The following is a 21,009-nucleotide window of genomic DNA, read 5'->3' as shown; positions in this document are numbered from 1 at the left end:
AAACGAACTGGGGTATGAATAGTGAAAAAAATAATAGTAATTGCAATATTATTCATTACAATTGCTAGTGCGGTTTTTGGTTTTAAGATATTTCAGGGGAAAGATTTTAAGAAAGAAAAGTCTTTTGAGATAAATAATATAAAAGAAATAGAAGTAGACAATGAAAACTGGAATCTTGAATTTAAAAGTACAGACGCTAATAAAATAATAATTTCCGCTCAAGGTGAACAAGCAGATAAAGAGATAGATCCCGTCAAAATAGAAAATGATGAAAATAAAATTATGGTTAAGCAAAAACAAGAGGCGAACAAATTTTTTAATGGTTTTACGTTTAGGAAGAAGAATAGTATATGTATAGCTATTCCGAAGAAAGAAATAGATAAAATTGTATTAAATAATAAATCAGGTGATGTGAAAATAAGAGATATAGTAGTAAAAAGTATCGTGACGAAAGGCAAATCTGGGGATGGAATGATTGTAGGACTATCAGCCGAGAAAGGTGAATTCATATCGCAAAGTGGAGAGTTAGTTGTAAAAGATAGTTCAGTACAAGAATTAAATATAAAGTCTACGACTGGTGATAACTATATAACAAATGTAAGTAACTCAAATATGAACATCACTTCAACATTTGGGGAAGTATTGCTGAAAGATATGACAGAAGGAAAATCATTATTTATAGAAACAAAATCAGGGGATATTGGCGTACGGTATAAAGGTGTCCCGGCATCATTGAAGCTTATGGCTAAAAGTAATTCGGCTGACGTAATAGTGGATTTAAAAGAACTTAAGAAAGATAAAAATACAGACAAAATAAAAGTAGGAACGATTGGTGATGCAAAAAACAAAGTGGAGATTTTAAGTAAGACAGGGGTCATTTATATTGATTAAGTCTTAGGAGGAGGGAGGACTATCATGCTACGTCTTATGAAGCTAGAACTGAAGAAAATTAAACTTGGCTGGTACGTGAAGAGAGCAGTAATTGCAAATCTTGCTATACTGGCATTATTGATTTTTGTTAGCATCGTTTCTCAAATAGAGGGAGATCCAGAAATAAGAGATCCGCAGGCCATTTTGTTAATGGCTAGTTCAATAGTGAGAGCAACATTTATTATTTTTGGTGCTGTACTAATAGCTAAGTTAATAATTGATGAATATAAAAACAAAACAATATTATTGATGTTTTCTTATCCAATTAATCGAAAGAAAATAATGATTAGTAAGTTGGCTATTACAGCAATATTAACATTCATAACAGTTATTTTATCTAATATTTTTGTAGTGGGAATTTTCATTGGAATAGATAGTTATTTTTCGATTCTTCCTAATTCATTCGCAGTAGATCAATTGATTCAAGAAGGGATAAATCTCGTTCCTTTAGCCATTGCCACTGCGGGAATAAGCTTAATTCCTCTATACTTCGGGATGCGTAAACGTTCAGTGCCAACTACTATTGTTTCGTCTATTATCGTTGTGCTAATCGCAATTAATAACCCACCAATATTTCCTATAGCGACCTTTCTTCCTCTTCAATTCGCATTTGCAGTGATTGGTGTGGCGATTGCTTATTATGGAATTAAAAATATTGAGAGGGAAGATGCAATATAAAGTTTCACATGAAACAAGTTACAGAAAAAGACAAGATGTGTAAACACCTTGTCTTTTTCTGTTGTTACATTTTAGGAGCTTCCATTCCAGCCGTAGCCCATTCTTCTTTTGCGGGACCATATACGCCAGGAACTGTTAAGCCGGCTTGTCGCATTAAAACCGTCATTTGCCCGCGGTGATGATTTTGATGATTAATAAGTGTCATTAAAAATATAGAATTCGGCATAGGGCGACCAAAGAAGTCATTAATAGTTGCTAAATCTTTATCAGTCCATTCGCTTTGAAGTGCTTCAACAAAAGCCGCGTTCACTTTACGGTACTCATCTGCAATTGTTTTTGCAGAAGTAGGAACAGGATAATCTTTCGTTTCGCCTTCAAACTTTAGCCCTGTGCCAGATAGTATAACAGGAATTGCCGTCACGATATGCCAAGCAACTCTGCCTAACGTCCAATGTCCAGGTGCAATTTCCTGTGATAAAGATGCATCGGTTAATGAATCAAGTATTTTCTGAGTAGACTCTGCTTCGTATGTCCATGATTGCAAGAAGCCTTCAATTGTTTGGTACAATATTGTTATCCCCCTCTACTTATGTTCATAGATTAAGTTCGAGAAGAAATGACAAGTTCCCTTTATGTTTTAATGATGGTATTTAAAATTTTATATATAAATTTTATGATACTATTGAGTGTATATAGAATTATATTAATTTAGGGGGATATTATGAAAAGATTGATTTTAGGAATCATAATTTTATTTTTAATGGTAGGATGTAGCAATGAAACCTATAAAAAAGCAATGGATCAAGGGAAATTGGCGTTAGCGAGTAAAGAATATGACACGGCAGTAGCATCATTTGAGCTAGCATTAGAAGAGAAAAAGGATGATAAAGAAGCAAAGGTATTAAAAGACCAAACTACTAAGATGATAAGTTCGATAAAAGAGAAATCGAGTGGAAATATAGAACAAGCAATAGGTTTGTTTCAAGAAGTAGAAAAGATGAAAGATGGTTCCGCAATCCTTCAAAGTCAAGCGAAAGAACAAAAAGATTCGCTCATAGAGCATAAAGAGTTAAAAGGTCAATATATAGGTCAATTGGAAAAGGCAGAGAAGTTAAAGAATGATAAAAAGTATGAAGAGGCTAAAGGGATAGTAAATAAAATTGTTAACGATACTGGCCAAAATCAACAATTTATTTCGGAAAATCAACGGGCCGAAGAGCTGAATAAGCAAATCGATGGCTTACTAACTCAACAAGCAGAAGTTAAGGAAAAAGAGGAAGAGTTAAAAAATGAAAAGAAAAAAGAGGATGATATTGGAAAGTTAAAAAGGTCTTGGATGTCATCAGAAAGTACAGACAGGCCAGTTGGGTTGGAAATAGAATCTATTAATAGTGAGAAAACAGGCGGAGAATTTATGGAACATAATATTTTTGGGAAAGGGACTACTATAGGAGACTTTCGAATATTAAGTGTGGACCAAGGGATTATTTCTGTAGAGCTTGTATTTTTAGTGGGGGAAATAAAGCATAAGGCTGATTTGAAAATTGAGGAGAACACATTAACTGTATATCATGAGTTTATGGGGAGTACTGAATCTGTGAAATTAGTGAGATCAGAGTAATTTATCCGGCTATTCGTCGGACATTAAAACTTCCACCTCAAGATTCGGCTGGAGCAAAGAAGTTAGGTGGGAGATTCACTGCTCATAAAAGCCCGATTGGTGTGGGCTAATAATTAGCGGGGATGAAGAAAACCCCCACTAAAGAAAGTTAATTAAAAAGGAGGCTTCTAACAAGAAGCCTCCTTTTTAATTAACTTTCTTCCCACTCTTCCTCATCAACCATAAGAAATAAGGTGCTCCAAGTACAGCGACGACAAGACCAGAAGGAATTTCTTTCGGATATGCAATTGTTCGGCCGAGTAAGTCAGCAATGGAAAGAAGAATTGCTCCAAACAGTGCTGAGCAAACGAATAGTCTTTGATGGTTCATACCAACAACAATTCTTGCTAAGTGAGGTGCGACAAGGCCTAAAAAGGCAATTGTACCGACAGCAGCGATATTTACTGACGCAAGTAGTGTCGCTAGCACAATTAGAGCAAGACGTGTTTTATTTACTGGTTGCCCAAGTCCAGTTGCTAAATCGTCTCCCAGTACGAGAACGTCAAGTTGTTTTATTAAGAAAAAGATAATGAATACAAGAATTAGAGATGGATATAGAATGATATTTTCTAAGTGATTCCACCCTCTTGCATACGTACTGCCAGATAACCATGTTAAAGCAGCGGCAACATTCAAATTGGCTCTAACGATAAAGATTTGAATAATTGCTGAGCCAAGCGCAGAAATACCAATCCCTATTAAAGCGAGAGCTGTTGGACTAAATCCTGATTTCCAAGAGAAGAAGAGGACAATTCCAACTGCAAGTAGTCCGCCAATAAATGCACCAATTGGTAGGAAGAAACCAGGAAGTGCAGGAAAGACATACATAATCGTTAAAGCACCGACACCAGCTCCCGATGAAATACCAATAATAGAAGGATCGGCAAGTGGGTTTAGTAATATACTTTGGAAAACAAGCCCACTTATTGCAAGGCATGCGCCAGCAATAGCAGCAACAAGCATTCTTGGTAAACGAAGATTCATCATCATATTTTTGTCAAATTGTGTTAATTGACCTGATATAACATTAGTAATGCTTTCGATATAAGCGTTACTACCGATTGTAACACCAAGAGCAATCGTCACAATACAAAGTGTGATAGATATAATGATTACCTTTTTATAAGAGTAATAGCGGGAACTAGCTCCAGCTGCATTCGCACCGTTATCATTCATATATTGTTTCGATTTCATCATTCGATACACTAAGTAAATAAGCCAAGGAGATCCAATCATTGCTGTGACTGCCCCAACAGGAAGTTCTGCACCGGTTGGATCTATTAATCTACCGACAACATCTGCTCCAAGCAATAATACTGCCCCCCATAAGAAAGAAGAGAGAAGAAGAGTAAAGTGTTGACGGTATCCGATAAGGCGCATTAAATGAGGTGCAACTAAGCCGACAAAGCCAATTGGTCCAACAACAGTAACAATTACTGCTGTTAAAAAGATTGCAGCAATGAAGGCGATAAGACGTGTTACTGCTGTTTTTTCACCAAGAGAAATAGCAACATCATCACCAAGTAAGAGAATGTTGAGTTTACGAGACATAAATAGTAAAACTAGGAAAGAAATAATGATAAATGGAAAAGCAAATTGAACGCCATCCCAGTTATTTTGAATAAGAGAGCCAGCTCCCCATAAAAATAAACCAGCTGTTTCATTTTCATAGAAAAGCTGCATCGTTCCGGTAAAGGCAGAGAGCATTAATGTAACGACCATACCAGCTAATGCCATTCTAAGTGGGGTTCCCTTTTTTCCACCAGAAATACGGTATACAAATAAAGCAGTAATAGCACCACCGATAAATGTGAACAGAAGAGAATTAATTTGTAAATCTTTCGGTAAGAAAATTGTAGCCGCTACTAGAAAGAAATATGCGCCAGAGTGAATACCCATTGTACTGGATTCAGCAAGTGGATTTTTCGTTAACGTTTGTAAAATAACCCCTGATGCAGCAAGAGCGCCTCCAGCTAAAATGGCAATTACAGCTCTAGGTAATCGAAGCATAATTAAAGTTTGATGTTCTAGTGATTGGTTCGGTGAGATAAGAGCATCAATAATCATACTATAGGAAATGTTTGCTTGACCTTGTCCGATATGAATAAAGAAAAGGAGGAGCAAGAGAGCTGCTCCTCCTCCGAATACAAGACTTGCTCGAAGTGTATGTTGTAAGCTATTCATTGTGTAATCACTTCTTCGCTGTCATTACATCTGCTACTTGTGTTGCTAAAGATGTTGCAGACTCAGGACCACCGAAAATCCAAGTGTCGCCTTTTAATTTATACATTTTGTTTTCTTTTTTGAACTTTAATTCTTCCCAAGCAGGGTTGCCTTTTAGTTGCGTGTCAAAAATGTTATCTTCATCCGCTACAATGTAAATGAAGTTTGAATCTTGTACACTTTGTAATGATTCTACAGTTGTTTGTTTAAAACCATCTGGCTCAGATTTTCCTGCTTCAAAAGTATTTGTTAGACCTAATTTTTTTGTAACTTGTAAAGCTAAAGAATTGTCAGTTAAAATACGGAATGTTGGTACGTTTTTAGTAGTAAATGCTTGTGCCATTGCGATGTTTTTATCTTTTAAGTCTGCTTTCTCAATTTTTGCTTTTGCATCAGCGAATGCTTTATCCATATCAGCTAATACTTTTTTACCTTCTTCTTCTTTTCCAACTGCTTTTGCAATTTGTTTAAATGTTTCTGTCATTTCAGCAAAGTGATCGTTATTGCTTGTTGATGGATCAAACATAACTGTTGGTGCAATTTGCTCTAATTCATTTTTAATTGCTTTACCACGGAATGAAGCTGTAATAATTAAGTCTGGTTTTAAACGGCTAATTTCTTCTAAGTTTGGTTGTTGACGTGTCCCTACATCTACAACATCTTTACTCGGTTTTGTTTTTGTATTTACCCATTTATTATAATTCTTAATGTCTGCCATCCCTACTGGCTGAACACCAAGTGCTAATAAGTCTTCAGAATATACCCACTCAAGTACAACTACTTTTTTTGCTGGTTTATCTAACTTCGTTTCCCCTTCAGCGTGTTTAATTGTTAGAGCTTGATTTTTATTGTCCGCTTTTGTTTCTTTTTTCTCCTCTTTTTGCTGTCCGCATCCAACAGCGAATAGAAGAACTACTATGAAAATACTGAGAATTTTCTTCATCTTCTGCCCCCAAATTAAGTGTTTTTTGTAACTAGTACCATAAGTGAAAATGGTTATCAATTACAACACCCAAATCATACTATGAGGATATTTTAAGTGTCAATATATTTTTAAAATTTTGACGAAAAATAACGAACTATACGGATTTTTATATATTATAGTCGCTATTTATGAAAAATAAGCCTCTTTACTAAAAATATTGGCGAATGTGGAAAGTTTAAATGGGAAAGTGGCTGTGTACGATAGTGTAATGTGTATTGTTAATAGTCTGTGGAGATAAGGCGAAAGTACAAGCAAAAGGAGAGTGAATGGCATGTAATAATTACTAGAATGTATGGAGGAAATCTGTGTTTTATCCCCAACTAGGCAAAGTATTTCTTTGTTATTTAGATAGGTGTTTTTTAAGTCGGTGATTGCGCTAAAAAGATCGAATGTAAAGGAAGTGATCAACATGTCTTCATGGAGCAATAACGTAAATGGATATTGTGGGTGTAATAATCAAAATGGTGTACATGTTGATTCATGCTGTTTTAGTTGCGATGGGACAGTTCCTAAGGTTGGTCCAACCGGTCCGACGGGGGCAACAGGAGCAACAGGAGCAACAGGTGGCACAGGCCCAATGGGGGCGACAGGAGTAACAGGCGACACAGGTCCAACGGGAGCGACAGGAATAACAGGAGCAACAGGCCCAACGGGAGCGACAGGAATAACAGGGGCAACGGGTCCAACAGGAGCGACAGGAATAACAGGGGCAACGGGTCCAACAGGCCCAACAGGAGCGACAGGTTCAACAGGGGCAACGGGAGCGACGGGTTCAACCGGGGCAACGGGAGCGACAGGAATAACAGGAGCAACGGGTCCAACGGGAGCGACAGGCCCAACAGGAGCGACAGGTTCAACAGGGGCAACGGGAGCGACGGGTTCAACAGGAGTGACAGGCCCAACGGGAGCAACAGGCTCAACCGGTCCAACGGGAACGACGGGTTCAACCGGTCCGACAGGAGCGACGGGCTCAACGGGTTCAACCGGGGCTACAGGTACAAGTATCACGGCGACATATGCATTTGCAAATAATACGTCGGGAACAGCGATATCGGTAGTTCTTGGTGGAACGAATGTCCCGCTTCCAAATAATCAAAACATCGGTCCAGGAATTACTGTTTCTGGTGGAAACACAGTATTTACGGTTGCAAATGCTGGTAATTATTATATTTCATATACAATTAATATAACGGCTTCATTATTAGTCAGTTCACGGATTACAATTAATGGAGGGGCACTTGCTGGGACGATAAATTCTCCTGCGGTAGCAACCACATCATTTAGTGCAACAATTATTACAACTCTTGCAGCAGGAGATGCTATTAGCTTACAATTATTTGGTTTGTTAGCTGTCGCAACATTATCAACAACTACCCCAGGAGCAGTGTTAACGATAATAAGATTGAGCTAAGCCATAACTCTCTTACTCTTTTAAGATTAAGAGAGTTTCTACATATAATAAGAAGTTAATGAAGTAAAGCATAGTTATATAAAAGTCAGAATATTATGATTGTAACGCTATGGTGACTATAATATAATGAAAATAACCATCATGAATGAACATTCATTTATTTTTTATGTATTTGAAGGGGGAATGAAGGTGGAAAAACCATGGTTGAAAAGTTATCCAGAGGAAATTCCGAGTACGGTTTCTTATGATATTCAGCCGCTTCATAGATATGTAGAACAGATGGCTTCTCGCTACCCAGAAAAGAAAGCGCTTCACTTTTTAGGGAAGGATATTACGTTTTCGGACTTCCATGATAAGGTGAAGCGGTTTGCAAATTATCTTCAAAAGCTCGGTGTGGAAAAGGGTGATCGAGTTGCTATTATGTTGCCGAATTGTCCGCAAGCTGTAATTGGTTATTACGGTACATTACTTGCGGGAGGTATCGTAGTACAAACCAATCCACTGTATACAGAAAGGGAATTAGAATATCAGCTTCATGACTCGGGAGCAAAAGTAATTCTTTGTCTCGATTTAGTGTTTCCAAGAGTAACGAATGTTCAATCTGCTACAAAAATTGAGCATATTATCGTAACTCGTATTGCAGACTTTTTACCATTCCCTAAAAATCTATTGTATCCATTTGTGCAGAAAAAACAGTCGAATTTAGTTGTGAAAGTATCAGAGAGTGAAACGATTCATCTTTGGAATTCAGTAGAAAAAGAAGTGAATACGAATGTTGAGGTGCCTTGTGATCCTGAAAATGATCTAGCTCTTTTACAGTACACAGGAGGAACAACCGGATTTCCGAAAGGAGTTATGTTAACGCATAAAAACCTCGTCTCTAACACGTTAATGGGAGTTCAATGGTTATATAATTGCAAAGAAGGAGAAGAAGTCGTTCTTGGGGTTCTTCCATTTTTCCATGTTTATGGTATGACAGCTGTTATGAATTTAAGTATTATGCAAGGATACAAAATGGTCCTTATTCCAAAGTTTGATATGAAAATGGTTTTTGAAGCGATTAAGAAGCATAAAGTGACATTGTTTCCAGGGGCACCAACTATTTATATCGCTCTTTTAAATAGTCCGCTTTTAAAAGAATACGATATTTCTTCTATTCGTGCTTGTATTAGTGGATCAGCACCACTGCCAGTAGAAGTACAGGAAAAGTTCGAAAAAGTTACAGGTGGTAAACTAGTAGAGGGATATGGTTTAACAGAATCCTCTCCGGTTACACATAGTAATTTTTTATGGGAAAAGCGAGTGCCAGGTAGCATCGGAGTTCCGTGGCCAGATACAGAAGCAATCATTATGTCGCTTGAAACTGGTGAGGCATTACCGCCAGGAGAAATAGGTGAAATTGTAGTGAAAGGCCCTCAAATTATGAAAGGATATTGGAATAAGCCAGAGGAAACAGCGGCTGTATTGCAAGATGGCTGGCTCCATACAGGTGATGTTGGCTACATGGATGAAGATGGATTCTTCTATGTAAAAGATCGCAAGAAAGATATGATTGTCGCGAGTGGATTTAATGTGTATCCTCGTGAAGTTGAAGAAGTATTATATGAGCATGAAAAAGTGCAAGAAGTAGTGACAATTGGAGTTCCAGATTCGTACCGAGGAGAGACGGTTAAAGCATTTGTTGTGTTAAAAGAAGGTACGGAGTGCTCTGAGGAAGAATTAAATCAGTTTGCACGTAAATATTTAGCGGCTTATAAAGTGCCGAAAGTATATGAGTTTAGAGATGAATTGCCAAAAACGACAGTAGGGAAAATTTTACGCCGTGTTCTAATAGATGAAGAGAAGAGAAAGAATGAGGATGAGCAAACGGGCTAAGGCCCTTTCTTTTTGAAAAAATAGGATTGACACTTTTCTAAATAGTCAGTATTATAAGAATATGAATGACTATTCATTCAGTCATCTTCTTGAAGGGGACAGTAAAGTGAAGAAAAATAGACCGAAATACAATCAAATTATTGATGCGGCAGTCATTGTGATTGCGGAGAATGGGTACCACCAAGCGCAAGTTTCTAAAATCGCAAAGCAAGCTGGGGTAGCTGATGGCACGATTTATTTATATTTTAAAAATAAAGAAGATATATTAATATCCTTATTCCAAGAGAAGATGGGAGAATTTGTCGAAACAATTCGTCAAAAAACAGCAGGAATTGAAAGCGCTGTATCGAAGTTATTCATGTTGGTAGAAACGCACTTCTTGCTGTTGTCGCAAAATGATCCTCTTGCTATCGTTACGCAATTAGAGCTAAGGCAGTCCAATCAAGACTTGCGCCTTAAAATAAATGAAGTATTAAAAGGCTACTTACAAGTTATGGATGAGATTTTAGAGACTGGTATAAAACAAGGTGAATTTCAAGCAGATTTAAATGTTCGCGTGGCAAGACAAATGATCTTTGGAACAGTAGATGAAGTTGTGACCAATTGGGTAATGAGCGATCATAAGTATGATCTGGTCGCACTTTCAAAAACGGTACACGGGCTACTTATTGCAGCTTGTGGTTATCGTCAATAATGGGAGGGATCATGTTGAAATTCCTATCTGTAAGAGTTGAAGATCATATCGCGGTGGCGACATTAAATCACGCACCAGCGAATGCGATGTCTTCACAAGTTATGCATGATGTTACTGAATTAATTGATCAAGTGGAAAAGGATGATAACATTCGCGTTGTTGTTATTCACGGTGAAGGACGTTTCTTCTCAGCGGGAGCAGATATTAAAGAATTTACATCTGTTACTGAAGCGAAGCAAGCAACAGAATTAGCACAGCTTGGACAAGTTACGTTTGAGCGTGTTGAAAAATGTTCAAAACCAGTTATTGCGGCAATTCATGGAGCGGCACTGGGCGGCGGCCTTGAGTTTGCTATGTCTTGCCACATGCGCTTTACAACTGAAAGTGCAAAACTTGGTTTACCTGAATTAACACTTGGATTAATTCCTGGCTTTGCAGGTACACAGCGCTTACCACGTTATGTTGGGAAAGCGAAAGCTTGTGAAATGATGTTAACAAGTACACCAATTACTGGTGCAGAAGCATTAAAGTGGGGACTTGTTAACGGATTGTTCTCTGAAGAATCTCTTTTAGATGATACGCTTAAAGTTGCAAAACAAATTGCTGGAAAAAGTCCAGCAACAACTCGTGCTGTACTAGAGTTATTGCAAACGACAAAATCGTCTCATTACTATGAAGGTGTACAACGTGAATCACAAATTTTTGGTGAAGTATTTACGAGTGAAGATGGAAGAGAAGGTGTAGCTGCATTTTTAGAAAAGCGTAAACCTTCATTTAGTGGCAGGTAGTTCAATTATTTTTTTAATATAAATTAACAGAAAATTAAAATTGATAGAATCTTTCTGAAAAACAAGGGGGTAAATGGAATGAACATCTACGTACTCATGAAACGAACATTTGATACAGAAGAAAAAATCGTAATTAAAAACGGTGCAATTTACGATGGCGAAGCGGAATTCATCATCAACCCTTACGATGAATATGCAATTGAAGAAGCAATTCAAGTAAGAGACGCACAAGGTGGAGAAGTTACAGTTGTAACAGTCGGTGGCGAAGATAGTGAGAAAGAACTTCGTACTGCATTAGCAATGGGCTGTGATAAAGCTGTATTAATTAATATTGAAGATGATGTAGAAAATGGTGACCAGTTCACGACAGCAAAAGTGCTTGCTGAATATTTAAAAGATAAAGATGCAGATTTAATTTTAGGCGGAAACGTTGCAATTGATGGTGCATCTGGACAAGTAGGACCACGCGTAGCTGAAGCGTTAAATATTCCGTATGTAACGACAATTACAAAACTTGAAATTGACGGTACAAATGTGAAGATTGAGCGTGATGTTGAAGGTGATACAGAAGTGATTGCAACTTCATTACCAGTTTTAGTAACAGCACAGCAAGGTTTAAATGAACCGCGTTATCCATCGCTTCCAGGTATTATGAAAGCGAAGAAAAAGCCGCTAGAAGAATTAGAATTAGATGATTTAGATTTAGAAGAAGATGATGTGGAAGCAAAGACAAAAACAATTGAAATCTATTTGCCTCCTAAGAAAGATGCAGGAAAAGTGTTACAAGGCGAGCTGCAAGATCAAGTAAAAGAACTTGTATCGTTGCTCCATACAGAAGCGAAAGTAATCTAATAAAATACGAAATTATATATGCAGGAGGGAAAATCTATGGCTCGTAAAGTATTAGTAATGGGTGAAGTTCGTGATGGATCGCTACGTAACGTTTCTTTTGAAGCGGTAGCAGCAGCAAAAACAATTGCAGAAGGCGGTGAAGTAGTAGGTCTTCTAATTGGAGACAGCGTTGCCTCTTTTGCAAATGAATTGATTCATTACGGTGCAGATCGCGTTGTGACAGTTGAAAATGATAAATTAAAATCATATACATCTGATGGTTATGCACAAGCGTTTTTAGCTGTACATGCTGAAGAAAATCCAGAAGGTATCGTTTTTGGACATACAGCACTTGGTAAAGATTTATCACCAAAATTAGCAGCGAAGCTTGAAGCTGGTTTAGTTTCTGACGTAACTGCTTTAGAGGTTGAAGGTGGAAATGTTATCTTCACTCGTCCAATTTACTCTGGTAAAGCATTCGAGAAGAAGATTGTAACAGACGGCATCTTATTTGCGACAGTGCGTCCAAATAATATTGCAACTCTGGAAAAAGATGAGTCTCGCAGCGGTGACGTATCTTCTATTACAGTTGATGTGAAAGATTTACGTACAATCATTCAAGATGTTGTCCGTAAAACAGCAGAAGGTGTGGATCTTTCTGAAGCAAAAGTTATTATCGCTGGCGGACGTGGTGTGAAGAGTGAAGAAGGCTTTAAGCCATTAAAAGAGTTAGCAGACGTACTAGGCGGCGCTGTTGGGGCATCTCGTGGTGCTTGTGACGCTGAATACTGTGATTACTCATTACAAATTGGTCAAACTGGTAAAGTTGTTACGCCAGACTTATACATTGCATGTGGTATTTCTGGTGCGATTCAGCATTTAGCAGGTATGTCTAACTCAAAAATAATCGTTGCGATTAATAAAGATCCAGAAGCAAGTATCTTTAAAGTAGCTGACTATGGTATTGTCGGTGACTTATTCGAAGTTGTACCTCTTTTAACAGAAGAGTTTAAAAAGTTAAAAGTACATTCATGATTTAAGTACCCTTGAGTTCCAAGTGAAGTACCCCTATATATAGAAAAAGGTGAGAGATCCCCTGTCTCTCATCTTTTTAGTATTTAATCCGTATTTTTATATAGTATAAAGGAACATTTTTTTGTTACAATACATAACGATACATATTATTCGCCACGTATATAAGTTAATGATATACTCTTGGTAGAATATACTTGAAGGAGGAAATAAAATGGCAATTGTAAACGCAAATGACCAAAGCTTCGCAGCAGAAACTAGCGAAGGTGTTGTATTATTAGATTTCTGGGCACCTTGGTGTGGACCTTGTAAAATGATCGCTCCTGTATTAGAGGAAATTGATGCAGAACTAGGCGAAAAAGTAAAAGTAGTAAAAGTAGACGTTGATGAAAACCAAGAAACTGCTCGTCAATTCGAAGTAATGAGCATTCCAGCTCTTTTCGTATTAAAAGACGGTAAAGTAGTTGATCAAGCGTTAGGTTACAAACCGAAAGAAGCGTTAGTAGAATTAGTTTCTAAACACTTCTAAAATAAAAAAAGCTACCATTTGGTAGCTTTTTTTATTTTCTTTTTTACAGTCTTTCCGTTACAATAAAAGAACGTATGTTGGGTGTTTGGGCATAGTATGTTTTCAAGGGAAAATAAAAATGCTAAGTATGTAGAAATGGAGGGAGACGAGTGCACGAACATTTGAAAGAGAAGTTGGCTATTTTACCAGATCAACCTGGTTGTTATTTGATGAAAGATAAGCAAGGAACGGTTATATATGTCGGAAAGGCAAAAGTGCTTAGAAATCGTGTGCGCTCGTACTTTACTGGTTCACATGATGGGAAAACACTGCGGCTTGTAGGAGAAATTGTTGATTTTGAATATATTGTAACCTCTTCGAATTTAGAAGCACTTATTTTAGAGTTAAATCTAATTAAAAAATATGATCCGAAATATAATATTCAATTAAAAGATGATAAAACATATCCTTTTATTAAAATTACGGCGGAGAAGCAACCGCGCTTACTCATTACTCGAAACGTAAAAAAGGATAAAGGGAAATATTTTGGTCCTTATCCAAATGCACAATCTGCTCATGAAACGAAAAAACTGCTAGATCGTATGTATCCACTTCGGAAATGCACGAATATGCCAGATAAAGTTTGTTTGTATTATCATATGGGTCAATGTTTAGCGCCTTGTGTGAAAGAAGTGACGGAAGAACAAAATAAAGAAATTGTAGATGAAATTATTAAGTTTTTAAATGGTGGACATAAAGAAGTTCGTTCAGAACTAGAAATAAAAATGTATGAGGCCTCAGAGAAACTAGAGTTTGAACGTGCAAAAGAGTTGCGTGATCAAATTGCTCATATTGATGCGATTATGGAAAAACAAAAGATGATTATGAGTGACTTAGTAGATCGTGATGTGTTTGGATATGCAGTGGATAAAGGATGGATGTGTGTTCAAGTTTTCTTCGTTCGAAAAGGAAAGCTAATTGAACGTGATGTTTCTATGTTTCCAATTTACGATGAACCAGAAGAGGGTTTTTTAACGTTTATCGGCCAATTTTATGAAAACAGTAGTCATTTTAAGCCGAAGGAAATTGTCGTTCCAGGAAGTATAGACTCGGAATTAGTAGAGCGCTTTTTAGAAGTGGAAGCGACGCAGCCGAAACGTGGTAAGAAAAAAGACCTTGTAGAATTGGCAAATAAAAATGCGAAGATTGCTCTTGAAGAGAAGTTTTACTTAATTGAACGTGATGAAGAACGAACGATTAAAGCGGTAGATCATTTAGGGAAGCAGCTTGGGATTGAAACGCCGTATCGTATTGAAGCGTTTGATAACTCAAATATTCAAGGAACAAATCCCGTTTCTGCAATGATTGCTTTTATCGATGGGAAACCGGCGAAGAAAGAGTATCGAAAATATAAAATTAAAACGGTTCAAGGGCCAGATGATTATGAGTCTATGAGAGAAGTTGTGAGGCGCCGTTATACAAGGGCGCTTAAAGAAAATTCACCTTTACCTGATTTGATTATTATTGATGGAGGAAAAGGCCATCTAGCGGCTGCAAGTGATATTTTAGAGAATGAGCTCGGATTATATATTCCGATGGCAGGTCTTGTAAAAGATGATAAACATAAAACCTCCCATTTAATTATTGGGGATCCACCGGAACCTGTGATGCTTGAGAGAAATAGCCAAGAATTTTATTTATTGCAGCGTATTCAAGATGAGGTGCATCGATTTGCGATTACATTCCATCGTCAATTACATGGGAAATCTGTCATTCAATCAGCATTGGATGATATTCCAGGAATCGGTGATAAACGGAAAAAGGTATTGTTAAAACATTTTGGTTCATTAAAGAAGATGAAAGAAGCTTCTATAGAGGAATTTGTCGAAGCGGGTATGCCGAAAAATGTCGCGGAGACGATTTATACGTATTTAACAGATAAGAAGACGTTGTAGTTTACAACGTCTTCTGTTTTTTGGTATAATTTCTGAAGATTTAAAATAAACTCATCTGAATGAAAATACAAAAAAGTCAACTAAACTGATATGTCTAGTTGACTGTAGGTAATGCTTACACTTCAATGAGATCTTTTATATCCCATTTTACAAGAAATGTAATAGAGTCAGAACGTTTTTTCTTTTCTTCGTATGACTCTGCAACGACGTTCCGTTGCTTTTGGATTTGTTCAGCGATGAATCCGGCTTCTAGTTGATAAGAAGAATGTCGTTTTTGTTTTTGACGTTCTGCGATGAGTGTGCCTTTAAGTTGGAACTGCATTTCACGACGCTTATGTTCAACAATGCTTAAAGTGCCCCAGCCAGCCTTTTCAAAGAACTGAATGACTTCTTCAATTGTTTCTAGCGGATATTTTCTTGCAAGGTTTCTACCAGACCAGTATAAAATACCATCTAAATCGTTGCCGATTAAATCAGGTAGTAATTCTTCACGTAGCAATTCATAAGCGAAGGCGTTCAATGAAACATCTTCTAAAGATGTTGTATCGATTGTATTTTTACTCACAATATTCCCCTCTTTCTATAGGGATTATTATATAACATTTCACATTTATAAAAACAGATTTTTCTTTAGGAAAATCTGAATATATAAGAAGAAAAAAAGAATTGGCAAATTATATGCAAATTATGTATACGTTTTCTTGACGCTTCGACAAAAATAGGAGTAAAATGAACTTGGTATCAAATTATGCTGAAATATTTCGAATAATTTTTTCAGTTTTTCTTATGCCAATAGTGAAAAAACATTATTGTCATAAACTAATCTGAAAACAGCAGTCAAACATTCAAGGGGGGTAATGGGGACATGAAAGGCCGCGAGTATACGTTTCGTAAGTGGCACTCATTAATGGGGGTCATCCCGGTTGGTGTCTTTTTGACGCAACATTTAATTGTAAACAACTTTGCAACACGAGGAGCAGAGGCTTTTAACAAAGCTGCAGGCTTTATGGAGCTCCTTCCATTCCGGTATGCGCTAGAAATTTTCATCATCTTTTTACCGATACTGTACCATGCTATATATGGCTTATATATTGCATTTACAGCTAAGAACAATGCGGTTTCTTACGGTTATTTCCGTAACTGGATGTTCGTCTTCCAAAGAATTTCAGGTATCGTTACGCTGATCTTCATTTCTTGGCACGTCTGGGAAACTCGTATTCAAGCAATGTTAGGTAAAGAGGTAAACTATGATATGATGGCAGATATTTTAAACAATCCAGCTATGTTTGCATTCTACTTAGTTGGTGTTGTTTCAACAATTTTCCACTTTGCAAATGGACTATGGACATTCTGCATCAGCTGGGGAATTACAGTATCTCCACGTTCACAAAGAATCTCTACTTATGTAACATTAGCTATTTTCTTAGGTTTATCTTATGTAGGTGTGAGTGCATTATTAGCGTTCATCGATCCACAGCTAGCAAACCAGTAAGGAGTGGGAGAGCATGAAAGGGAAACTTATAGTAGTCGGCGGTGGCTTGGCTGGCTTAATGGCAACGATTAAAGCGGCAGAAGCAGGAGTAAATGTTGAACTGTTTTCTTTAGTACCAGTAAAACGTTCACATTCTGTATGTGCTCAGGGCGGAATTAACGGTGCCGTAAATACGAAAGGTGAAGGGGATTCTCCATGGATCCACTTTGACGATACAATTTATGGTGGGGACTTCTTAGCGAACCAACCACCAGTTAAAGCAATGTGTGAAGCAGCACCTGGTATCATTCATTTAATGGACCGTATGGGTGTTATGTTCAACCGTACGGAAGAAGGACTTCTTGATTTCCGTCGATTTGGTGGAACGCAACATCACCGTACAGCATTTGCTGGTGCAACAACTGGACAGCAATTACTTTACGCATTAGATGAGCAAGTACGTCGTCACGAAGTAGCAGGACTTGTAACGAAATATGAAGGTTGGGATTTCTTACGAGCTGTTGTTGATGATGAAGGTGTGTGCCGAGGAATCGTTGCACAAGACTTACAAACTATGGAGATTAGAAGTTTCGGAGCAGATGCCGTGATTATGGCAACAGGGGGCCCTGGTATCATTTTCGGAAAATCAACAAACTCCATTATCAATACAGGTACAGCAGCTTCTGCTGTATATCAACAAGGCGCATATTATGCAAACGGTGAGTTCATTCAAATTCACCCAACGGCAATTCCTGGAGACGATAAATTACGTCTTATGAGTGAATCTGCACGTGGTGAAGGTGGACGTGTTTGGACATATAAAGATGGTAAACCATGGTACTTCTTAGAAGAAAAATATCCGGCTTACGGAAACCTTGTACCTCGTGACATCGCAACGCGTGAAATCTTTGATGTTTGCGTAGAGCAAAAACTAGGTATTAACGGTGAAAACATGGTGTACTTAGATCTTTCTCATAAAGATCCAAAAGAACTAGATATTAAACTAGGTGGAATTATTGAAATCTATGAGAAATTTACAGGGGATGATCCTCGTAAACTACCGATGAAAATCTTCCCAGCTGTTCACTATTCAATGGGCGGACTATGGGTTGATTATAAACAGATGACAAACATTCCAGGTTTATTTGCAGCAGGTGAGTGTGATTATTCTATGCACGGTGGTAACCGTCTTGGTGCGAACTCACTATTATCAGCAATTTATGGTGGTATGGTAGCAGGACCAAACGCAATTGAGTATATGAAAGGTCTTTCTAAATCATCTGATGCTGTTTCATCTACTGTATATGAGCAAAATGAATTAATCGAAACAGAGAAATTTAACAATATTTTAACGATGGATGGTAACGAAAATGCGTATGTTCTTCATAAAGAGCTTGGAGAATGGATGACAGATAACGTTACAGTAGTTCGTGAAAATAAAAAATTATTAGAAACAGATGCGAAAATTGAAGAATTAATGGCTCGTTACAAACGTATTAACATTAACGATACAGCAAGATGGAGTAACCAAGGTGCTTCATTTACACGCCAACTTGCAAATATGTTTGAGTTAGCACGTGTTATTACAATTGGCGCATATAACCGTAATGAGAGCCGTGGGGCGCATTACAAACCTGAATTCCCAAATCGTGATGATGCAAACTTCTTAAAAACTACGATGGCAAAATTTGAGGGAGAAGGAAATGCACCAGCATTCCATTACGAGGACGTTGATATTTCGTTAATTAAACCGCGTAAACGTGATTATTCTTCAAAACACGATGTAGCTGCTAAGGGTGAAGAGAAGGGGGATAAACAACATGTCTGAGAAAACAATCCGCCTCATCATTACGAGACAAGACGGGCCAGATGCGCAAGCGTTTGACCAAGAGTTTGAAATTCCATATCGTCCGAATATGAATATTATCTCAGCACTTATGGAAATCCGTCGTAATCCTGTTGATTCAAAAGGGAACCAAACAACTCCGATTGCCTGGGATATGAACTGCTTAGAGGAAGTATGTGGTGCATGTTCGATGGTGATTAACGGAAAACCACGTCAATCATGTACGGCACTTATCGATCAATTAGAGCAACCAATTCGCTTAAAACCGATGAAGACATTCCCGGTTGTACGTGACTTACAAGTTGATCGTAGTCGCATGTTTAATGCTCTAAAACGCGTTAAAGCGTGGATTCCAATTGATGGTACGTATGACCTAGGTCCAGGACCAAGAATGCCTGAGAAAAAGCGTCAATGGGCTTATGAGCTTTCAAAATGTATGACATGTGGTGTTTGCTTAGAATCATGTCCAAACGTAAACAGTAAGTCTGACTTTATTGGACCAGCACCGTTATCACAAGCTCGCTTATTCAACTCACATCCAACGGGTGAAATGCATAAAGCAGATCGCTTACGTGCAATTATGGGAGATGGAGGACTAGCAAACTGTGGTAACTCTCAAAACTGTGTGCAATCATGTCCGAAGGGTATTCCTTTAACAACTTCAATTGCGGCATTAAACCGTGATACAACAATTCAATCGTTCAAAGATTTCTTTGGTAGCGATAATAACTATTAATAAATATTGCCTCTTCATATCGAAGAGGCAATATTTATAACTTTATTTTTCTGTTTATTCTGTTTATTTCAAGGTGAAAAGGAGAGATAACAATGAAGAGGATTTCTTATATTGAAGACTTTGAGCAATGGGAAAGTGGTTTTTCGTTTTACAACCCTGTAAAGGTTCGTTTTGGTGAAGTAGATATGTTTGGACATGTAAATAATGTCGTTGCTTTTACTTATTTTGAAGAAGCTCGTATTGCGTTGTTTAAAGAACTTGGATTTATGCAAGAGTGGACACATGCATCATCAGAAACGATGATCGTTGTTGCGGATTTACAATGTAATTTTATTAAGCAAATATATTTTGATGAACAGCTGAAGGTGTATGTAAAGGCAGGATCGGTCGGGAATTCTTCTTTAGATTTACATTATATGGTGAAGAATGCAGCAGGAGAGGTTTGTTTAGTAGGTCGCGGAATGATGGTTCAAGCTTCGAAAAAAACAGGAAGAGGCGAACCATGGCCTGAAGAATGGAAGAAGAAATTACTACAATAATAGAGTGAAAGAAAAATAAGAGAGCAATTTGCTCTCTTATTTTTTGTCTTCCATCGCTTCTTCTAATGTTAAGTGATGTTTATATAGGTATGTAGCGTATGGATTACCAACGTAGCGTAAGTGCCATGGTTCATAGGCATATTCTGTTGTATCTGTTTTATCTTCTAAGTAACGAATGACAAAGCCGAATTCATGAGCATGTTCCGCGACCCATTTTCCTTCTGCTGTCTCTCCGAAGATAGGCTCTAATTGAAATTTAGCTGATTTTGAACTAATATCCATTGCTAAACCCGTTTGGTGTTCACTTGTACCAGGAATTGCGCTTACCGAATTAGCTTCGGCTTTTCCTTGACGTCTAACGTATGTATCATGCAACGATTTTTGGCGTTTGTATGAACGATAACCAGATACAGCTGTAAGATCAAGCCCTTCTTTTTTCGCAGCTTTGAACATGTTTTCAAGTGCCTCGGCAGCATCTTTGCGCAGCAATGTTTTTTCTTTATCTTTTGGACTAATAAATGGTACATTTGGTCTCGTTAAGTCTTCAGGAATGTATCCATCTGGTAGTTTTCGATGTTTATTAATTAAGACAAGATTAGATTTTGGATTTGTTACAACTGAAAAGTCATTGTCTATTTTCTTTGCATTATGATCAGCTTTTGGAAAAGCAGGAATCTCTTCTTTTTTATGGTTATTATGCTTTTGACTTTCGACAGCTTTTGCTTCATTATGTAGTGGTGTTTTAGAACCAAAGTAAGCGAAAGATGTGATCCCGATTACAATAGTAGTGGCAGAAATAATTATTATCTTTTTCATGATGCCTTGTAATCACAGTCCCTTCTTCATA

At 37.5% G+C, this 21,009-nt stretch carries 20 protein-coding genes; 15 read left to right on the top strand and 5 right to left on the bottom strand.

Annotated features, from left to right (window positions below):
• The first annotated feature begins 21 nt into the window (after window positions 1-21).
• Both ACUN13_RS04015 and ACUN13_RS04010 read left to right on the top strand, forming a co-directional pair.
• On the top strand, window positions 22-891 hold the full coding sequence (locus tag ACUN13_RS04015; RefSeq protein WP_088345208.1) for a DUF4097 family beta strand repeat-containing protein: 870 nt from the start codon (window positions 22-24) through the stop codon (window positions 889-891).
• 24 nt (window positions 892-915) lie between these two features.
• The gene (locus tag ACUN13_RS04010; RefSeq protein WP_000945198.1) at window positions 916-1,608 is read left to right on the top strand and encodes an ABC transporter permease; all 693 of its coding nucleotides are present in this window, start codon (window positions 916-918) and stop codon (window positions 1,606-1,608) included.
• 64 nt (window positions 1,609-1,672) lie between these two features.
• On the opposite strand, the gene ACUN13_RS04005 is transcribed toward ACUN13_RS04010, so the two are convergent.
• Window positions 1,673-2,176: a DinB family protein gene (locus ACUN13_RS04005; protein WP_000284968.1), complete on the bottom strand. Its 504-nt coding sequence runs from the start codon at window positions 2,174-2,176 to the stop codon at window positions 1,673-1,675.
• Window positions 2,177-2,329: 153 nt separating this feature from the next.
• On the opposite strand from ACUN13_RS04005, the gene ACUN13_RS04000 reads away from it, so the two are divergent.
• Window positions 2,330-3,229 (top strand): hypothetical protein, encoded by a 900-nt coding sequence (locus ACUN13_RS04000; protein ID WP_445423675.1) that lies wholly within the window; start codon window positions 2,330-2,332, stop codon window positions 3,227-3,229.
• Between the two features lie 186 nt (window positions 3,230-3,415).
• On the opposite strand, the gene fhuB is transcribed toward ACUN13_RS04000, so the two are convergent.
• Both fhuB and ACUN13_RS03990 read right to left on the bottom strand, forming a co-directional pair.
• A complete protein-coding gene (gene fhuB / locus ACUN13_RS03995) occupies window positions 3,416-5,452 on the bottom strand; it encodes a Fe(3+)-hydroxamate ABC transporter permease FhuB (protein ID WP_445423674.1) in 2,037 nt (678 codons plus the stop codon).
• 7 nt (window positions 5,453-5,459) lie between these two features.
• Window positions 5,460-6,434 (bottom strand): ABC transporter substrate-binding protein, encoded by a 975-nt coding sequence (locus ACUN13_RS03990; protein ID WP_088345806.1) that lies wholly within the window; start codon window positions 6,432-6,434, stop codon window positions 5,460-5,462.
• Between the two features lie 451 nt (window positions 6,435-6,885).
• Between ACUN13_RS03990 and ACUN13_RS03985 the strand changes: the two genes are divergently transcribed.
• From ACUN13_RS03985 to uvrC, 8 genes are all read left to right on the top strand, one after another.
• On the top strand, window positions 6,886-7,887 hold the full coding sequence (locus tag ACUN13_RS03985; protein ID WP_445423673.1) for a BclA C-terminal domain-containing protein: 1,002 nt from the start codon (window positions 6,886-6,888) through the stop codon (window positions 7,885-7,887).
• Between the two features lie 189 nt (window positions 7,888-8,076).
• Window positions 8,077-9,762, top strand: coding sequence for a long-chain-fatty-acid--CoA ligase (locus tag ACUN13_RS03980; protein ID WP_445423672.1), 1,686 nt, complete (start codon window positions 8,077-8,079; stop codon window positions 9,760-9,762).
• 106 nt (window positions 9,763-9,868) lie between these two features.
• Window positions 9,869-10,456 (top strand): TetR/AcrR family transcriptional regulator, encoded by a 588-nt coding sequence (locus tag ACUN13_RS03975; RefSeq protein ID WP_000742223.1) that lies wholly within the window; start codon window positions 9,869-9,871, stop codon window positions 10,454-10,456.
• 11 nt (window positions 10,457-10,467) lie between these two features.
• A complete protein-coding gene (locus ACUN13_RS03970; protein ID WP_088345808.1) occupies window positions 10,468-11,244 on the top strand; it encodes an enoyl-CoA hydratase in 777 nt (258 codons plus the stop codon).
• A 78-nt stretch (window positions 11,245-11,322) separates the two neighbouring features.
• Complete coding sequence (gene etfB, locus ACUN13_RS03965) at window positions 11,323-12,096, top strand: electron transfer flavoprotein subunit beta (RefSeq protein ID WP_001029028.1); 774 nt, start codon at window positions 11,323-11,325, stop codon at window positions 12,094-12,096.
• Window positions 12,097-12,132: 36 nt separating this feature from the next.
• Entirely contained in the window at window positions 12,133-13,110 is a 978-nt protein-coding gene (gene etfA, locus ACUN13_RS03960) for an electron transfer flavoprotein subunit alpha (protein WP_000101945.1), read from the top strand.
• A gap of 211 nt (window positions 13,111-13,321) precedes the next feature.
• Complete coding sequence (trxA, locus tag ACUN13_RS03955; protein WP_001018943.1) at window positions 13,322-13,636, top strand: thioredoxin; 315 nt, start codon at window positions 13,322-13,324, stop codon at window positions 13,634-13,636.
• 149 nt (window positions 13,637-13,785) lie between these two features.
• Window positions 13,786-15,570 (top strand): excinuclease ABC subunit C, encoded by a 1,785-nt coding sequence (gene uvrC, locus ACUN13_RS03950; RefSeq protein ID WP_445423671.1) that lies wholly within the window; start codon window positions 13,786-13,788, stop codon window positions 15,568-15,570.
• A 115-nt stretch (window positions 15,571-15,685) separates the two neighbouring features.
• Here uvrC and ACUN13_RS03945 read toward each other — a convergent pair whose 3' ends face one another.
• Window positions 15,686-16,135 (bottom strand): YslB family protein, encoded by a 450-nt coding sequence (locus tag ACUN13_RS03945; protein WP_000042226.1) that lies wholly within the window; start codon window positions 16,133-16,135, stop codon window positions 15,686-15,688.
• A gap of 300 nt (window positions 16,136-16,435) precedes the next feature.
• On the opposite strand from ACUN13_RS03945, the gene sdhC reads away from it, so the two are divergent.
• From sdhC to ACUN13_RS03925, 4 genes are all read left to right on the top strand, one after another.
• Window positions 16,436-17,062 carry a succinate dehydrogenase cytochrome B558 gene (sdhC, locus tag ACUN13_RS03940; protein WP_000678354.1) on the top strand — a complete coding sequence of 209 codons (627 nt, stop codon included), beginning with the start codon at window positions 16,436-16,438 and terminating at the stop codon, window positions 17,060-17,062.
• A gap of 13 nt (window positions 17,063-17,075) precedes the next feature.
• The gene (gene sdhA, locus ACUN13_RS03935; protein ID WP_000676750.1) at window positions 17,076-18,869 is read left to right on the top strand and encodes a succinate dehydrogenase flavoprotein subunit; all 1,794 of its coding nucleotides are present in this window, start codon (window positions 17,076-17,078) and stop codon (window positions 18,867-18,869) included.
• Window positions 18,862-19,623: a succinate dehydrogenase iron-sulfur subunit gene (sdhB, locus tag ACUN13_RS03930; protein ID WP_001291827.1), complete on the top strand. Its 762-nt coding sequence runs from the start codon at window positions 18,862-18,864 to the stop codon at window positions 19,621-19,623. The genes sdhA and sdhB overlap by 8 nt, the downstream gene beginning before the upstream one ends.
• 92 nt (window positions 19,624-19,715) lie before the next feature.
• A complete protein-coding gene (locus tag ACUN13_RS03925) occupies window positions 19,716-20,162 on the top strand; it encodes an acyl-CoA thioesterase (protein WP_000822734.1) in 447 nt (148 codons plus the stop codon).
• A gap of 36 nt (window positions 20,163-20,198) precedes the next feature.
• Here the strand turns inward: ACUN13_RS03925 and ACUN13_RS03920 are convergent, their stop codons facing one another.
• Window positions 20,199-20,978 carry a M15 family metallopeptidase gene (locus ACUN13_RS03920; protein ID WP_000720201.1) on the bottom strand — a complete coding sequence of 260 codons (780 nt, stop codon included), beginning with the start codon at window positions 20,976-20,978 and terminating at the stop codon, window positions 20,199-20,201.
• Between the last annotated feature and the right edge of the window lie 31 nt (window positions 20,979-21,009).

The organism is Bacillus cereus group sp. Bce041 (genome assembly GCF_052646455.1).
This window is presented reverse-complemented; position numbering and strand designations above follow the sequence as displayed.

What these genes read in the sequence shown, in the direction of transcription:
- ACUN13_RS04010 (WP_000945198.1), top strand. Translation starts at nt 916, where the DNA reads ATGCTACGTCTTATGAAGCTAGAACTGAAGAAAATTAAACTTGGCTGG.
- ACUN13_RS04000 (WP_445423675.1), top strand. Translation starts at nt 2,330, where the DNA reads ATGAAAAGATTGATTTTAGGAATCATAATTTTATTTTTAATGGTAGGA.
- fhuB (WP_445423674.1), bottom strand. Translation starts at nt 5,452, where the DNA reads ATGAATAGCTTACAACATACACTTCGAGCAAGTCTTGTATTCGGAGGA.
- ACUN13_RS03990 (WP_088345806.1), bottom strand. Translation starts at nt 6,434, where the DNA reads ATGAAGAAAATTCTCAGTATTTTCATAGTAGTTCTTCTATTCGCTGTT.
- ACUN13_RS03985 (WP_445423673.1), top strand. Translation starts at nt 6,886, where the DNA reads ATGTCTTCATGGAGCAATAACGTAAATGGATATTGTGGGTGTAATAAT.
- ACUN13_RS03970 (WP_088345808.1), top strand. Translation starts at nt 10,468, where the DNA reads ATGTTGAAATTCCTATCTGTAAGAGTTGAAGATCATATCGCGGTGGCG.
- etfB (WP_001029028.1), top strand. Translation starts at nt 11,323, where the DNA reads ATGAACATCTACGTACTCATGAAACGAACATTTGATACAGAAGAAAAA.
- etfA (WP_000101945.1), top strand. Translation starts at nt 12,133, where the DNA reads ATGGCTCGTAAAGTATTAGTAATGGGTGAAGTTCGTGATGGATCGCTA.
- trxA (WP_001018943.1), top strand. Translation starts at nt 13,322, where the DNA reads ATGGCAATTGTAAACGCAAATGACCAAAGCTTCGCAGCAGAAACTAGC.
- sdhC (WP_000678354.1), top strand. Translation starts at nt 16,436, where the DNA reads ATGAAAGGCCGCGAGTATACGTTTCGTAAGTGGCACTCATTAATGGGG.
- sdhA (WP_000676750.1), top strand. Translation starts at nt 17,076, where the DNA reads ATGAAAGGGAAACTTATAGTAGTCGGCGGTGGCTTGGCTGGCTTAATG.
- sdhB (WP_001291827.1), top strand. Translation starts at nt 18,862, where the DNA reads ATGTCTGAGAAAACAATCCGCCTCATCATTACGAGACAAGACGGGCCA.
- ACUN13_RS03925 (WP_000822734.1), top strand. Translation starts at nt 19,716, where the DNA reads ATGAAGAGGATTTCTTATATTGAAGACTTTGAGCAATGGGAAAGTGGT.
- ACUN13_RS03920 (WP_000720201.1), bottom strand. Translation starts at nt 20,978, where the DNA reads ATGAAAAAGATAATAATTATTTCTGCCACTACTATTGTAATCGGGATC.